At 70.0% G+C, this 15,202-nt stretch carries 11 protein-coding genes and 1 tRNA gene; 6 read left to right on the forward strand and 6 right to left on the reverse strand.

From position 1 onward, the window contains the following. Positions 1-9 precede the first annotated feature (9 nt). From TTY48_RS20690 to TTY48_RS20700, 3 genes are read left to right on the forward strand one after another with little or no spacing between them, the layout of a single operon-like run. On the forward strand, positions 10-2,472 hold the full coding sequence (locus TTY48_RS20690) for an alpha/beta fold hydrolase (RefSeq protein ID WP_220659491.1): 2,463 nt from the start codon (positions 10-12) through the stop codon (positions 2,470-2,472). Then, positions 2,469-3,347 carry an ABC transporter permease gene (locus TTY48_RS20695; RefSeq protein ID WP_220659492.1) on the forward strand — a complete coding sequence of 293 codons (879 nt, stop codon included), beginning with the start codon at positions 2,469-2,471 and terminating at the stop codon, positions 3,345-3,347. Before TTY48_RS20690 ends, TTY48_RS20695 begins: the two co-directional genes overlap by 4 nt. Before the next feature lies 1 nt (position 3,348). After that, positions 3,349-4,116 (forward strand): MerR family transcriptional regulator, encoded by a 768-nt coding sequence (locus TTY48_RS20700; RefSeq protein ID WP_220659493.1) that lies wholly within the window; start codon positions 3,349-3,351, stop codon positions 4,114-4,116. Here the strand turns inward: TTY48_RS20700 and TTY48_RS20705 are convergent. The 5 genes from TTY48_RS20705 to TTY48_RS20725 all read right to left on the reverse strand — a co-directional run bounded on the left by TTY48_RS20705 (position 4,107) and on the right by TTY48_RS20725 (position 11,007). Beyond that, complete coding sequence (locus tag TTY48_RS20705) at positions 4,107-5,999, reverse strand: S9 family peptidase (protein ID WP_220659494.1); 1,893 nt, start codon at positions 5,997-5,999, stop codon at positions 4,107-4,109. The two genes, TTY48_RS20700 and TTY48_RS20705, sit on opposite strands and share 10 nt — an antisense overlap. 69 nt (positions 6,000-6,068) lie before the next feature. Then, the gene (locus tag TTY48_RS20710; protein ID WP_220659664.1) at positions 6,069-7,235 is read right to left on the reverse strand and encodes a S9 family peptidase; all 1,167 of its coding nucleotides are present in this window, start codon (positions 7,233-7,235) and stop codon (positions 6,069-6,071) included. A gap of 71 nt (positions 7,236-7,306) precedes the next feature. Then, entirely contained in the window at positions 7,307-7,966 is a 660-nt protein-coding gene (locus TTY48_RS20715) for a response regulator (RefSeq protein WP_220659495.1), read from the reverse strand. Further along, positions 7,956-9,590, reverse strand: coding sequence for an ATP-binding protein (locus tag TTY48_RS20720; protein WP_220659496.1), 1,635 nt, complete (start codon positions 9,588-9,590; stop codon positions 7,956-7,958). Before TTY48_RS20720 ends, TTY48_RS20715 begins: the two co-directional genes overlap by 11 nt. Positions 9,591-9,618: 28 nt before the next feature. After that, the gene (locus TTY48_RS20725) at positions 9,619-11,007 is read right to left on the reverse strand and encodes a CitMHS family transporter (protein WP_220659665.1); all 1,389 of its coding nucleotides are present in this window, start codon (positions 11,005-11,007) and stop codon (positions 9,619-9,621) included. Between the two features lie 291 nt (positions 11,008-11,298). On the opposite strand from TTY48_RS20725, the gene TTY48_RS20730 reads away from it, so the two are divergent. Next, positions 11,299-13,038 (forward strand): carbohydrate-binding domain-containing protein, encoded by a 1,740-nt coding sequence (locus tag TTY48_RS20730; RefSeq protein ID WP_220659497.1) that lies wholly within the window; start codon positions 11,299-11,301, stop codon positions 13,036-13,038. A gap of 221 nt (positions 13,039-13,259) precedes the next feature. Continuing rightward, positions 13,260-13,718 carry a MaoC family dehydratase N-terminal domain-containing protein gene (locus tag TTY48_RS20735; RefSeq protein ID WP_220659498.1) on the forward strand — a complete coding sequence of 153 codons (459 nt, stop codon included), beginning with the start codon at positions 13,260-13,262 and terminating at the stop codon, positions 13,716-13,718. A 33-nt stretch (positions 13,719-13,751) separates the two neighbouring features. On the opposite strand, the gene TTY48_RS20740 is transcribed toward TTY48_RS20735, so the two are convergent. Next, positions 13,752-13,825, reverse strand: a tRNA-Arg gene (locus TTY48_RS20740). Between the two features lie 89 nt (positions 13,826-13,914). On the opposite strand from TTY48_RS20740, the gene TTY48_RS20745 reads away from it, so the two are divergent. Next, entirely contained in the window at positions 13,915-15,171 is a 1,257-nt protein-coding gene (locus TTY48_RS20745) for an oxygenase MpaB family protein (protein WP_220659499.1), read from the forward strand. Positions 15,172-15,202 lie beyond the last annotated feature (31 nt).

Consider the following 15,202-nt stretch of genomic DNA (forward strand, 5'->3'; position numbering starts at 1 on the left):
CCTGGGGCGGTGCCGAGACCACGCGCCCCCTGGGCCGCCCCGTCCGGCCGCCGATCCACCACCGTCGCCGCGCTGATCGCGGTCCTGGTGCTGGTCGGCGGTCTGGTGTTCGCCTGCTCGCCCGACCGAGGTCCGTCGGTCCGCCAGACCGAGGCGATGCTCGACGGTGCCGGGGTGGCGCTCGACACCTCGTTCTTCGTTCCCGACGGGGCCGCCGGCCCCCTCCCGGCGGTGCTCCTGGCACACGGCTTCGGCGGCTCCAAGGCCGATGTGGAGGCGGAGGCGAAACAGCTCGCGGCGGGCGGCTACGCCGTCCTCACGTACACGGCACGCGGATTCGGGAAGTCGACCGGTCTGGTGGGACTCGACTCCCCCGACTCCGAGGTCGCCGATGCCCGCAAGCTGCTCGATTGGCTGAGCACCCGCCCCGAGGTGCGCCAGGACGGCCCCGGCGATCCGCGGGTCGGCGTGGCGGGCGGCAGCTACGGCGGCGCCCTGGCCCTCCTGCTCGCCGGCCATGACCGTCGCGTGGACGCCATCGCGCCACGGATCACGTACTGGAATCTGGAACAGGCCCTCTTCCCCGGCGGCGTGTACAAGAAGCAGTGGGCCGGAATCCTGTTCACCATGGGCGGCGGTTGCGCGAAGTTCGAGCCCGCGGTCTGCGAGATGTACAACCGGGTCGCCCAGGGCGGAGCGCTCACCGATGGCGACCGCGCCCTGCTCGCGGCGCGAAGCCCGGCCTCGGTGGGCTCGTCCATCCGCGTTCCCACGTATCTCGCACAGGGCGAGAGCGATTCGCTGTTCCCGTTGGACCACTCCGACGAGGCGGCACGGCGGATCGCCGAGAACGGCTCGCCCGTGGCGATGGACTGGATCGCGGGCGGCCACGACGGCGGCGATCGCGAGGATGCCCGCGTCAACGCCCGCACCAAGGACTGGTTCGACCGCTACCTCAAGGGCGAGGACGCCCCCGCCGTCCCCGCCTATCAGGTGACCCGCACAGGCGGCATCGACTCCGAGACCGGTACGCAGGCCCTGCGCTCGGCCAGCACCGACCGCTACCCGGGACTCGAAGGAACGCAGACGCGCACCGTCGAACTGACCGGCGGCCCGCAGAACGCCGAGAATCCGCCCGGCGGCGCACCACCGTCGATCTCGGGTGTCCCCGGGCTCGGCGGCAGCCTCGGCGCCGCGGGCGCACTCCTGGGCTCGGCCGGACTCTCACGCGACCTGCCCGCCCAGTCCGCGGGCTTCGAATCAGCACCGCTGGATACCAATCTCACGGTGACGGGCGCCCCGTCGATCACCATCAAGGTCGACTCCGCCGCCCCGGACGCCGTGCTCTTCGCCAAGCTCTACGACGTGGGCCCCGACGGATCGCAGGCACTGCCGCAGCAGCTCGCCGCGCCGATCCGCATACCGTTGGCTGGCGGTAGCGCCACCACCACGGTGCGCCTGCCCGCCATCGACCACGAATTCGACGCCGGGCACCGCCTGCGCGTCGCGTTCTCCACCACCGATCTCGGCTACCTGTCACCGAATGCTCCGGCGATGTACACGATCTCGGCTACCGGGCCGCTCACCGTGCCCGAAGTTCCGGGCTTGGTGTCGGCGCCGCGGCCCCTGCCGACGTGGGTGTGGGCACTGCCCATCATCGCGCTCGCGGTGGCGGCGGCCCTCGTCCTCATCGGGCGCCGGCGCACATCCGCACCCGCCGATCCCGATCTGGCCGATGTGGCGCTGCAGATCACCGGCCTGTCCAAGAAGTACGCCGGCGGCGACGGCTACAGCGTGCGCGATGTGACCTTCCGCGTGGACCGCGGCCAGGTACTCGGACTGCTCGGCCCGAACGGTGCCGGCAAGACCACCACGCTGCGGATGCTGATGGGACTGATCACCCCCGACGAGGGCGAGATCCGCGTCTTCGGGCACGTGATCCGGCCCGGCGCACCGGTGCTCTCTCGGGTGGGCGCCTTCGTGGAGGGCGCGGGCTTCCTGCCCCATCTCTCGGGTCGCGCGAATCTCGACCTGTACTGGCGTGCCACCGGCCGTCCGATCGAGGACGCGCACTTCGAAGACGCCCTGGCGATCGCGGACCTGGGCTCCGCACTCGACCGTGCGGTGCGCACCTACTCGCAGGGCATGCGGCAGCGACTCGCGATCGCCCAGGCGATGCTGGGCCTTCCGGACGTCCTCGTGCTCGACGAGCCGACCAACGGACTCGATCCTTCCCAGATCCGCGAGATGCGCGCCGCCATCGTGCGGTACGGCGCCACCGGCCGCACCGTGATCGTGTCGAGCCACCTCCTCGCCGAGGTGGAGCAAACCTGCTCGCACGTGGTCGTGCTGCGGCGCGGGCAGCTGATCGCGGCCGGCACCGTCGACGAGATCGTGCACGCCGACGGCTCCGGGGCACCGCGCAGCCTCGAAGACGCCTTCCTCCAGCTGACGGGTGGTGACGACGAATGACCGCACAGACCGATTCGGTGACCGAACACGACGGTGCCGCACCCGGGTACGCGCCGGGGCGCACGCTCACGGTGCGGGTGGAGCTGGCGCGCCAATTCCGGCGGCGCCGCACGCTGGTGATGGCGGGGTTGCTCGCAGCGCTGCCGATCGTGCTCATCGTGGCCCTCGCCGTGGGCAGTGACGACGAGAGCCGCCGGGGTGGCCGGCCGTCGATGTTCGATGTGGCCACCGCGTCCGGGCTCAATCTGACGGCGACGGTGCTCATCGCGGGCACCGGATTCCTCCTCGTGATCCCGGTGGCGTTGTTCTTCGGCGATGCCATCGCCTCGGAGGCCGACTGGTCGTCCCTGCGGTACCTGTTGGCGGCGCCCGTGCCCCGGACCAGGCTGCTGATCACGAAGGCGATCGTCGCCCTCATCCTGTCGGTGGCGTCCGTGGCTCTGCTCACGGCTGTCGCGCTGGTCGCCGGGACCCTCGCCTACGGATGGGGTCCGCTGCAATCCCCCACCGGGACATCGCTCCCCGCGGGTGAGGGTCTGTGGCGGCTGCTGCTGGCGGCGGCCTTCATCATCGGTTCCGAGCTCGCCACCGCGGGGCTCGCGCTGTGGCTCTCCACCCGCACCGACGCCCCGCTCGCGGCCGTCGGCGGCGCGGTGGGCCTGACCGTGATCGGTAGTGTGCTCGATCAGGTGACCGCCCTGGGCGGGTTGCGCGCGGCGCTGCCCGCGCACTGGCAGTACGCCTGGACCGATCTGCTGCAGCCGTCGATCGAATGGGCCGGGATGGCGCAGGGACTGTCGCTCTCGGTGAGCATCGCGGTGGTCTTCTTCGCCCTCGCCGTGCGCGGTTTCCGCTACAAGGACGTGGTGAGCTGACATGCCGTGGAGCACCAAGCAGCTGGCGGATCTCGCCGGCACCACGGTGCGCGCCGTCCGGCACTACCACCACGTGGGCCTGCTCGACGAGCCGATCCGGCAGAGCAACGGCTACAAGCAGTACGGGGTCGATCACCTGCTGCGGCTGGTCCGGATCAAACGGCTCTCCGAGCTCGGTTTCTCGCTCCAGCAGATCGGCGGGATGGGCGACGCCCAGACCCTCACGGCGGATGCGGTGCACGCGCTGGACGCGGAGCTGAAGGAGTCGATCGAGCGGATGCAGCAGGTGCGCGACGAGCTCGCGACCATGCACCGCGACGAGATGCCCACCGACCTCCCGGCCGAGGTCGCTGCATTCGCCGAGGGTATGTCCGAGGCGGACCGCTCGTTGATCGTGGTGATGACCCGGGTGCTCGGACCGTCGGGCATCACCGCCTACGCCGATATGCTGCGCTACTCGTCGAAGCTGAAGCCGCCCGCCGATCCGACACCGGAGTTCGACGCGCTCACCGTCGACTCGGACGACGCCACCCGGCAGGCGCTCGCCGAACGGATGCTGCCCCACTCGATCGACCTCATCGAGAACAATCCGGCGATCGCCACGGCCACCGCCGAATCCCCGCGGGGTGCCGGACACTTCGCCCGGACCGTCGCCGAGGCGATGCGCGACCTGTACAACCCCGCGCAGCAGGACGTGCTGGCCCGGCTGGGCAGGCTGATGGACGCGCACCGCGCCGCGCGGGAGGACCGCGCGGCCGATCAGACCTGATCGCCGACGCGCCCACCGAGGTGACGGGCCAGGAAGCCCTCGGCGGCGCGGTACATCTCGATCACGTTCTCGGGGTTCACGAAGCCGTGTCCCTCATCGGATTTGATCATGTACTCGACATCGCCGCCGCGGGCGCGCAACGCCTCGACCAGGTTGTCGGATTCGGCCTGCACCACCCGGGGATCGTTGGCGCCCTGCACCACCAGGAGCGGGGTGCGGATGCGATCGACGCGCGTGATCGGTGAGCGCGCCAGCATGTCGGCCTCCTGCACCGGATCCGCCGGATCGCCCACGTAGAGGTACCAGTTGTTGGTCAGGTAGGGCCGCGCGATCTCGGGTGCGGTGCGCATGAAGTTCGGCAGGCTCGAGATGCCCACGTAGTCGATCGCCGCGGCGAAGACCTCGGGCGTGAAGGTCACCCCCACCAGACTCGCGTACCCGCCGTACGAGCCGCCGAAGATCGCCACTCGTGCCGGATCGGCGTAGCCGCGCGCGACCGCCCAGTTCACGCCGTCGATGAGGTCGTCGTGCATGGCGCCGGCGAACTCCCCGATCGCCGCCTTGGTGAAGGCCTTGCCGTAGCCGGTGGAGCCGCGGAAGTTCACCTGGAGCACGGCGTAGCCGCGATTGGCGAGCATCTGCACGTCGCCGTGGTAGCCCCAGGAGTCGCGGAACCACGGGCCGCCGTGCACCAGCAGCACCAAGGGCAGTCCGGCGGGCTCCACTCCGACGGGGAGGGTGAGGTAGCCGGGCAGGGTGAGGCCGTCGCGGGCGGGGATGGCGACCGGGCGCATCGGGGCGAGTCGTTCCGGATCCAGGTGCGGGAACGGGCGGAACAGCAGTCGCGAGCTCCCCGTCCGATGGTCGTAGAGGTAGGTGACCCCGGGGTCGCGGTCGTGCACGAAGGACACCACCCAGCGGACGCCGTCGCGATCGGAGGACAGGGCGCCGATGTCCCCCTCGGACAGCGACCGGAGGTTCGCGAGAACCGTGGCGAAGCCCTCGTCGAGCGCGTGGATCTCCTGTCGTTCGCCGAGGTAGCGCACGCCCAGCAGTGCACCGGTCCGGCGGTCCAGGATCAGCGGCGAGGGCAGCACGGGCGAGACCAGCCCCGTGGTGTCGAGATCGAGCGTGGGGTGACTGTCGACCTCGATCTCCGTGCCGCTCGCGACGTCGAGCCGCACCACGCGCGTGCGGTCGGTGCCGGTGTTGGAGCCGAGCCACAGGTCTCCGTCCGGAGTGGCGGTCACCGGGAAGATGCCGAGCGGGTAGTCGGCACCGTCGAACCGGGCGATGAGCCCGAGCTCGCGGGTGCCGGAATCCCACCGGCAGATCTCGATGTCGCCGTCCTCGTTCTGGGTGGCGGCGAACAGGTTTCCGCCCGGTCCGTACACCCACCCGGCCACGTTCCCGGGGTTGCGCTCCACGAGGGTCAGTTCGCCGGTGGCGATGTCGAGCTCGTAGACGTCGAACTCGTCCACCTTGCGGGAGTTGAGGGAAACGATCGCGACGCCCGGCCGCGACGGCGGCAGTTCCATGAGGAAGGCGGTCGCCCCGTCGAAGGGCGTGAGATCGACCGCGGGCGAGGCGGGATCGTCGAGATCCACCCGGTAGATGTGCCACTGCTCGTTGCCACCGTCGTCCTGCAGGTACAGCAGCCAGCGCGGATCGTCGGTCCAGTAGTACATCTGCACGCTGCGGGTGGAGTCGGCCGTCACGCACCGTGCGGGCGAGTCGCCGTCCAGGTCCTCGATCCACACGTTGAGCCGGTTCCCCCACGGCGCGAGGAAGGCGATCCGGGTGCCGTCCGGCGAGATCTTCGCGGCCGCACGGACGGGCGAGTCGAAGAACTCCTCGATGGTGATGGTGTCGGGCAGTGCCATGCCGCTCTCCTGACGTCGGTGGTGTGCCTCCAGGAGAAACCATGCCGTCGGGGCATGGTCAAGCAGCGGCTACTTCATGATCCGTGCGAGGAACGGGGTGGAGTCCTTCATCGATTCGAGCACCGCCCCGCTGTGGTCGGCGTTCGGGTACTGGTGCAGTTCCACCTGTGCCCCGCTCTTGCGCAGTGCGGCGGCGAGCGCGATCGACGATTCGACGGGCACGTCGCGGTCCTGCAGGCCGACGCCGAGGAAGACGGGCCGGTCGTAGCCCGAGGTGGGCGTGCCCATGTACCGGTCGACCGCCTCGGCGGCCCCCGGGAGGGTGGTCAGGTCCTTGGTGAAGTAGCTGGTGGGTGTGACTCCCGTGAGCGAATCGCTCAGCTGCGCATAGCATTGGACTTCGGCCTTGGCGGCGGCTGCCCTCCCCTGCTGGCTCAGCACGGAGTCGACGTCGATCGCGGGGTTGGCCTCGCGGAAGCCCGCGAGGATGTACGCGGTGTACGCCGTGGCCGCGGATCCGAGACCGGCCGGGAGCTTCAGGTTCGGGCCCGCCTTCTTGATGATCTCCTCGATCTTGAACGGCGTCCCGGTGGAGACCACCCCGCGGTAGTCGAGGCCGCTGCCCTCGCTGAACCGGGTCGCCCACCGCGCGCTGTTCACCGCCGCGGCGCCGCCCTGCGACTGGCCCACGATGGCCCACTTCTTGGCCAGCTTCAGCGAGGGGTCGCCCTGCGCGGACACCACGGAGTCGACCACGCTGTGCGCCGTGGCGACGCTGTTGAGGTAACTCATCAGGCCAGGGGTACCCAGGCCGGCGTAGTCGGAGGCGACGATGGCGTAGCCCTGCTGCAACCAGTGGCCCAGGTACTGCGCGTCGCGCTCGGACCGCGGGTTCGCCGACGGTGCGCAGCTGTCGCCGAGGCCGACGGTGCCGTGCGCCCAGGCGATCACGGGCCATCCGCCCTCCGGCGGTGTGCCCTTCGGCGTGAAGATCGCGCCCGTACTGGTGGCCGGGCGTCCGTGCTGATCGGTGGTGGAATAGAGCACGCGCTTGGCCGTGCCCGCCCCGGGCAGCGACAGGGCAGGGGCGAGCGGCACGGATGTGATCAGCTTTCCTCCGCGAGCGGGCACGTGGCCCGCGTAGTTCGCGGCGTCCAGGCCGGACCAGTCCGGAGCCGCGGTGGCGGGTGCCACGGCGACCGCCGCACCCACGGCGATCGCGATACCGGACATCATCCACCGATTCGTTCTCATGCGAAGGATCCTAACGAGCGGCCGCGCATGCGGTCGCATCTTCGCGGAGCCGCTCATGCGAGCGCGTACCGCTGCCGGGGACGCCCGGTCGCGCCGTACTGCAGGGCCATCGTGAGCGTGCCGTCGCGCACCAGCTCCGCCAGGTAGCGCCGGGCGGTGGCGGGCGAGACGCCGACGGCTGCGGCGATCTCGTCCGCGAGCATCGGCTCCGCCGCGGCCCGCAGGATGTCGACGATCCCCCGTTCGGTGACGGATGCGCCCTCGTCCCGGCGGGGCACGGCGCGTTCGGAGCGCAGCACCGCCGCGGCGGCGTCCACCTGCTCCTGCGTCACCTCGCCGGTGTCCAGGATCCGGCGGTACGCGGTGTACGCGCCCAGGCGGCGGGCCAGTTCGGTCGCCGGGAAGGGCTTGATCAGGTACTGCAGGGCCCCGGCGGCGAATCCCGCACGGACGCTGGCCGCGTCGTCCGCGGCCCCGAGGACGAAGGCATCGGCCCGCAGCTCGCGCACCAGGTCGATGCCGGATCCGTCCGGGAGGTAGACGTCGACGAGCGCGAGGTCGATCTCCTCCCGGGCCACCAGCGCGCGGGCCTCGGACAGGGTGCGCGCCGATCCCACGGTGGCGAGCCCACTCATCGTGTCGACGATCTTGGCGTGCAGGGCGGCGACGCGGAAATCGTCGTCGACCACCAGGACGCGGAGTTCAGGACGCATCGGCGCGCACCCCCGCCGGCAGCGTGGCGATCACCGTGGTCGGTTCGCTCGACGAGGGGCCGCCGCGCGACGAGACGGTCACCTCTCCCCCGTGCCCGCGCGCCACCTGGCGGGCGATGGCGAGCCCGAGGCCGCGACCGCCGGGCACCGTCGGGTCCACGCGTGTGGTGACCCCCTCGGCGAAGGGGTCGGCCACCGTGAATCCCGGTCCACTATCGGTGACCACGATGGCCAATTCGTCTCCGCCGGAGAGCACGTCGAGTTCCACCTCCCTGGGTTCCTGGCCGTCGGCGGCCGCATCGATCGCATTGTCCAGCAGATTCCCGACGAGCGTGGTGGTGTCGACGGGATGCGCGAGGGTGCCGAGCACGCCCGTGTCGGCGCCGACGCGCAGGGTGACACCGCGTTCGCGGGCCCGCGCGGCCTTCGCGGCGACGAAGGCTCGCAGGTGCGGCTCATCGAGCCGGTCGATGCCGGGCACCGGTGCGACGCCGGAATGGCCGGTGAGCTCGTCGAGGTAGGCGAGCGCCTCCTCCGTACGTCCGTCGCGCAGCAGGCCCGAGACCACGTGGATGCGGTTGGCCGCCTCGTGGCGTTGGGCCCGCAGTGCGGAACTCATCGCCTGCACGGAATCCAGTTCCCGGGTGAGCTGTTCGACATCGGTGCGGTCGACGGCGGTGAGCACGGTTCCGAGATCGGCGTCGCCGCGCTGCACGCGCCGCGAGGACACCAGGACGACCCGCTCGTTGACGGCGGCGGCCACGGGCGCCGCCGCAGGTGCGGCGACCACCGCGGCCACGCGCTCGGTGAGTCCCAGCTCCCCCAGTGGAGTGCCCGGTTCGGCGGTGACCCCGAGCAGCTCGCGAGCACGCGGATTGATCACGCGCGCTATCCCGTCGGCATCGATGGCGATCACGCCCTCGGAACCCGAGTGCAGGACGGCGTCCTGCTCCCGGATGAGCTCCGCCATCTCCTCGGGCTCGAGCCCGAGGGTGAGGCGACGCCACCGTCGGGCCAGCAACGCGGAACCGACCAGCCCGATCACGAAGGCCAGGACGACGACCCCGATCAGCAGCAGGAGGTTCCGGCGGGCCGCAGCCGTGACCGTGTGCGTCGAGATGCCCACGCTGACCAACCCGACGACGCGCCCGTCTGCGCCGTAGACCGGCGCCTTCGACCGCACCGAATCGCCGAGTGTTCCCTTCTGCACGGTCATCTCGACCTGGCCCGCGAGCGCCGTGGTCGGATCGGTACTGAGCGGTTTCGCGAGCTGCGTGGCATCGGGATGCGCGATCCGGTACCCCGCGTCGTCGGCGATCACCACGAAGAGCACGCCGGTGCGCTGGGTGATGTCGGCCGCCTGCCGCTGGAGTGGGGTGGCGGCGAGTTGTTCGGCGGTCGCCGGACGGCCCGCGCGACGTGCCTCCGATTGCGCGGCGGCGGCCGCGCGGACGTCGGTGTCGGAGGCCACCGTCTCGGCGATCACCCGTGCCCGCTGAGCGTGCTCACCACGCGTCTCGGTGTCCACCCGGTGCAGCACCAATCCGAAACCGGCGGCCAGGCTGGCCACCAGGATCACTACTTGGAGTAGGAGGATCTGCGTGCGCAGCCGGAGCCCGGGCATTGGGACAGCGTAGCCATCGGGCACCCGATCAGAAGGGGATCTGACCGAGTCCCACACCGACCACGAGCATGAGGATGGACACGGCCGCGGCCCGCCAGAGCACCTTCTTGTGATGATCGGCCAGGCCCACACCGGCGAGGGCGACGAGCAGCAGGATCGCGGGAACCAGGGGGCTCTGCATGTGGAAGGGCTGCCCGGTGATGGAGGCGCGTGCCATCTCGGCCGCACTGATGCCGTAGTGGCTCGCGGTCTCCGACAGCACGGGCAGGATCCCGAAGTAGAAGGCGTCGTTGGACATCAGGAAGGTGAAGGGGATCGACAGCACGCCGGTGATCACCGCGAGGTGCGGCCCCATCGAGGACGGGATGATGCCGGTGACCCACGCGGCGACCGCCTCGACCATGCCGGTGCCCTTGAAGACACCGGTGAGCACGGCCGCGGCGAAGACCATGCCCACCACGGAGACGATCGACTTCGAGTGCCGGGTGATGGCCTCCTGCTGCTCGGCGACCTTCGGGAAGTTCACGATGAGGGCGATCGCGGCGGCGATCATGAACAGCACCGGGATGGGCAGCAGGTCGAGCGTGAGCACCGACAGCAGGGCTGCGGTGAGGGCGGCGTTGAACCACAGCAGCTTCGGCCGGGCGAACGCGCCGGAGATGGGCGTCAGGGCCGAATCGCCCGGCTCTTCGGCGACTGCCGGACGGTCCGATCCGGTTGCGCCGGAGGAGCCGCCGCTTCCCGCCGCCCCGCCGCCGATACCGCCGCCGACGCCGGCGAGGACGCTCTCGCGCACGGTGATCGTTCCGATTCGCTTGCGCTCCATCAGTCCCAGGTGCCAGGCGAAGGCGAAGACCAGCACCATGCCTGCGATCAGCGACGGGATCATCGGCACGAAGACCTCCGACGGCGAGATCTTCAGCGCCGCCGCGGCTCGTGCGGTCGGGCCGCCCCACGGCAAGATGTTCATGGTGCCGTTCGCCAGGCCCGCGACCACCGTGAGCACGACGGGACTCACACCGAGCTTGAGGTACAGCGGGAGCAGCGCGGAGGTGGTCACGATGAAGGTGGTCGAGCCGTCCCCGTCGAGGGAGACCACGGCGGCGAGCACCGCCGTGCCGATCACCAGCCGGGCCGGATCGTCGCGCACCAGGCGCACCACCGCCCGCACGACCGGGTCGAACAGGCCGACATCGATCATGACGCCGAAGAAGACGATCGCGAAGAACAGCATCGCCGCCGTGGGCGCGAGATCTTTGATGCCGTCGGTAATCATCTTCCCGATCCCGGTTCCGGCGCCCGCGAGGAGCCCGAAGACCACCGGCACGGCGATCAACGCCACGATCGGTGTCGCTCGGCGGGTCATGATGACGGCCATGAAGGCCGCCACCATCGTCAGTCCCAGGGCTGTCAACATCATCCATCTCCTCGCACAGTGATCGTGGTCACAGAGGAGCATCGGGGTGAGCGGCGGCACAGCGCGCGCTTGTGCGCGATTCCCGTTCTTTTGCGCGTTTCGCACGCGGCGAGGGACGGCGGTCGCAGCCCTGAAGGAGAACACCGAAAGTCCGCACAACACATTATGATTGATGTTACTTGTGGGGTTATTGTGATAGAAAGGCACTCGATGGGCGATTTCCGCGCGGCGATCGAGTGAGCGCCGGCGGGCATCGATGCTTCAAGACAGTGAGCACCTGAGGAGCCCGCCATGACCCGCCGAAACCTTCCGTTACGCCTGACCGCGCCCGCCGTCGCCGCCCTACTCGTGACGACCGCCGTTGCCGGCACCGCCTCCGCAGCGCAGACCACAGTCCCCGCCGGATCGATGCGGGCGAGCTCGCTGTACGCGGGCGGCCCCACCTACGACTCGAGTGCGGGCACCGTCATGCGGCTCTCGAACAACGGCACCATCTCGATGCCGATCGCCCCCACCGGGACGGCCACCCTCGCGGTCCGGGCGCGGGCCGACCTCTGCAGCGGATCACCCATCGCCACCGTGAGGGTGGGCGGGACGGTCGTGGGAACGATCGACGTGAACTCCGCTTCGTGGGCGACCTATCCGCTGAGCGGTTCGGTGCCGCCCGGCGCGAACACGCTCACGATCGAGTATGCGAACGACTACTTCGCGTTGTTCCGGTGCGACCGGAACCTCTACGTCGCGTCGGTCACCGTGGACGATGCCGGGGCTCCGGAGATGTGTCCCCCCAACCAATTCCGGGCGAGATACTTCAACAACACCACCGCCACGGGCACCCCGGTCGCCACCCAGTGCGAGAACGGCCCCGGCGGTTCGTTCACCGGATCTCCACTCCCGGGCGTGAACGCCGACAACTTCTCGGTCGAGTACACCGGGACCGTCGACTTCCCCGCGACAGCGGATTACATCGTCTCGACCACCCTGGGCAATGTGGGTGCTCGCGTGTGGATCGACGATGCACTCGTCGTCGACAAATGGTCGCCGCAGTGGGGAACCACCAACATCCAGCGGACGATGACGCGCGGACCGCACCAGGTGCGCGCTACCTACGTCAACACCTCCGGAATCGCGCACTTCGGTATCTCCCTTCCACGTGCAACGCCCGGCCCCGCATCGAACAACGGCAACTACTTCGCAGCCGACTCCCCGTGGAACCAGCCGATCCCGCCCGGCGCGGCGGTGGACCCCCGGAGCGCGGGCTGGGTCAACACCCTGGACGGCGGCAACGACGGGATGTTCGTCAACAGCACCGACTGGACGACCACCGTGTACAACGCGCCGCCCGGAACGCCGACCACGGAGATCACCGTGACGAACACCAATCGCAAGGTGACCATCCCGTACCTGCCGTCGTACCGGCCCACCCGCGATGCGGATGCGCACCTGTCGGTGATCGACGATGCGACGGGCTGCCTCTACGAGTTCCAGAGCTTCAATCCGGTCACCAAGACCGCCATCGCCCAGGCCACCTACAAGGCGTACACAGGATCGGGCGGACACACCGCCGGACCGTCGCACGCCGGCGGTGAGATCTCCTACCTGGCAGGCATGATCACTCCCCAGGACGTGCAGTCCGGAGTGATCGACCACGCGGTGCGATACGCCCTGCCCGAAGGCGCCCCCACCTACGTCTACCCCGGCACCCGATCCGACGGTTCCACGATGGGTGGCGTCCCGCAGGGCACCCGGATCCAGCTCGATCCGAGTCTCGACCTCACGCAGTTCGGGCTCTCGCCGTTCCAGCTCATGCTCGCCCGGGCGATGCAGGTGTACGGCGGATTCAACTCCGATCACGCCGGTTCGTTCGTGGTCTCGGCGCGCAGCACCGCGGACGGCACGACTTACGCCCAGCCGATCCAACCGCTGCCCGATGCCCTGCTCCGGCACATGCGGTTCCTCTCGCCCACCCTCTCGTCGACGCAGATGTATCTCGACCGCGCCGACGATCCCACCTGCAACCAGCAGCGGTAATTCACTCCACGGTCGCGTCGTGACCGCCGTCACCACGGCGGTACGATCGTCCAGCGGGAATGCGCCACAACGGAGTCCGATGTTTGCAGCTACGCACGGAGGGCGGCTGCGCCCGATTTGGCAGCGCGCCCGGACTCCTATAAAACCAACCTGTGGATGATAGTACTCAGCCCACCGACTCTCACAGCCCCTGGGAAGTCTGGTTCAGTGACGCATTCCAGGTGACCACCGAGGGCGTGCGCAGTTTCGGCCGCGCCACGGGCTGCTGGCACACGCCGTCACCGTCGCTCGGGATACCGCCGGACGACACCCCGGTGCCCTCGACGCTGCTCGCCGCGCCGACCCTGCACGCGGTGGCCGCCGTCGTGTCCCAGGCGATCAGCAGCCCCAACATGTCGCGCATCCTGCATGCCGGACAGTCGTACACCTACATCGAGCACCCGCGGATCGGCGAGCGGATCGATATCGGCGCGCGCCTGGTGGAGCACACCCAGCGGGGCGGAGCGGACTTCTTCGTGGTCGAGACCGGGGCGTTCGTCGACGGTGCCCTCCGGGTCCTCGGCACCAGCCGGATCGTGTACGCCGGCGAGGCCGACGATGTGCTCGCCCTCAGCGATGCCGTCGTCGACGAGGTGATGCTCGCCGGCACCGGGCCCAGCGCCCAGCGGGCCCATTCCTGACGCGGGACCTCAGGTGCGCTGGTCTTTCTCGAGCGCCCCCGGCAGGAATCGAACCTGCGACCTAGGGATTAGAAGGCCCTTGCTCTATCCAACTGAGCTACGGAGGCTTGGCGTAGCGATATTAGCGGAGGCACCGGACGCGCCCCGACTCCGTCATTTCGACAACACTAGTTGTCGGCGTTGCTAGCCTGGTGCCGTGACGCCCACCGCCTTCCGTTGGGAGACCGCCCGCACGCGCGGCGGCCATCGTCGTGTCCGGGACGCGGTGCTCCGCATGACCGGCGTCGACCTCTTCCCCGCCGACGGTGTCGGAGAGGAGTTCGCACGATTGCGCACCGTCGGCGACCCCGAGGCCGAACGATTCGTCGACGCGACCACCTACGGCGATCTCGGACCGGAGGGCACTCGCGCCCTCGTGGATCTCGCGCTGGCCGAGGGCATCGATGCCGCGCTGCCCACGGTGGATCTCGATCCCGGGACCGAGCGCGCCGCGCGCGAGCTGTTCGAGCAGTTCGAGACGGTTCCCGACTGGGTGGATCCCGCACTGATCGAGCAGGGCGCCGCCGTGTGGCGACGGTGGGGCTACGACCTGGGAGCCGTCGGCAATGCGGGCACGCTGGACACATACACCGAGGGCTCGCTCGCGGTGCCGCTCTCACTGTCCGGCGGTTACGCGGGGGCCTCGGCCCTGCACCGCTTCCTGGAGACGAGCCGCTGGTGGATCGAGGTGAGCCGGCCCGGCGCGCTGGTCACCCCGGGTTCGCTCGGCCGCAGCCTGTCGATGCGGGTGCGGATCATGCACGTCTCGGTTCGCCGCGGCGTCCAGCGCCATCCGGAGTGGGACGCGCAGCGGTGGGGCCTGCCGATCAGCCAGGCCGAAATGCTGCTCACGCTGCTCGGCGGCAGCGTCGGACCGGCGAGCGGGCTGTACGCGCTCGGATACCTCACCTCCCCTGCCGAGATCCGCGCGGCGCTGCACTTCAACCGCTACCTCGGCCACCTGCTCGGCGCTCGGGCGGATGCCATCTTCCCGTCGACGGTGGCCGACGGGCTGCGCCTGCTGTACATGTTCGACGCCTCTCGTTCACACGATTCCGGTTCGGCTGGAACGGAACTCGTCGAATCGTTCGTCCCGGCTTTCGCTCCGCAGCCGGGCCAGGCACGGCGCGATCGCGCGCGCTCCCGCTGGCACGCGACGGTCCAGGCCGGCCACACCCGGCTGTTCATGCTGCCGTGGAACCGCCGATTGTTCCGCCTTCCTCCGTCACTGCCGGGCGTGGCCTACCTGGCGGCACGATTCCCGTTCATCGCGGGGATCGAGGCGGCGCGACATCTGAGTCCGGCCGTGGACCGCGCGTGGCAACGTCGCTCGGTGGCGGCATGGGAGCGCTGGCACGCCTGGGCGCTGGGGAACGAGGAGACGGCGTTCCAGGCCGGCACACTCCGCCGTTGATACGCATTCACGCGCACTGCAACTAGTTGCA

Origin of the sequence: Tsukamurella sp. TY48, assembly GCF_019656655.1 — a bacterium.
GTDB classification, from domain to species: domain Bacteria; phylum Actinomycetota; class Actinomycetes; order Mycobacteriales; family Mycobacteriaceae; genus Tsukamurella; species Tsukamurella strandjordii.

Bases quoted from the DNA above. Each gene is read 5' to 3' on its own strand.
- TTY48_RS20695 (WP_220659492.1), top strand. From the start codon at position 2,469: ATGACCGCACAGACCGATTCGGTGACCGAACACGACGGTGCCGCACCC.
- TTY48_RS20700 (WP_220659493.1), top strand. From the start codon at position 3,349: ATGCCGTGGAGCACCAAGCAGCTGGCGGATCTCGCCGGCACCACGGTG.
- TTY48_RS20705 (WP_220659494.1), bottom strand. From the start codon at position 5,999: ATGGCACTGCCCGACACCATCACCATCGAGGAGTTCTTCGACTCGCCC.
- TTY48_RS20710 (WP_220659664.1), bottom strand. From the start codon at position 7,235: ATGATGTCCGGTATCGCGATCGCCGTGGGTGCGGCGGTCGCCGTGGCA.
- TTY48_RS20715 (WP_220659495.1), bottom strand. From the start codon at position 7,966: ATGCGTCCTGAACTCCGCGTCCTGGTGGTCGACGACGATTTCCGCGTC.
- TTY48_RS20720 (WP_220659496.1), bottom strand. From the start codon at position 9,590: ATGCCCGGGCTCCGGCTGCGCACGCAGATCCTCCTACTCCAAGTAGTG.
- TTY48_RS20725 (WP_220659665.1), bottom strand. From the start codon at position 11,007: ATGTTGACAGCCCTGGGACTGACGATGGTGGCGGCCTTCATGGCCGTC.
- TTY48_RS20730 (WP_220659497.1), top strand. From the start codon at position 11,299: ATGACCCGCCGAAACCTTCCGTTACGCCTGACCGCGCCCGCCGTCGCC.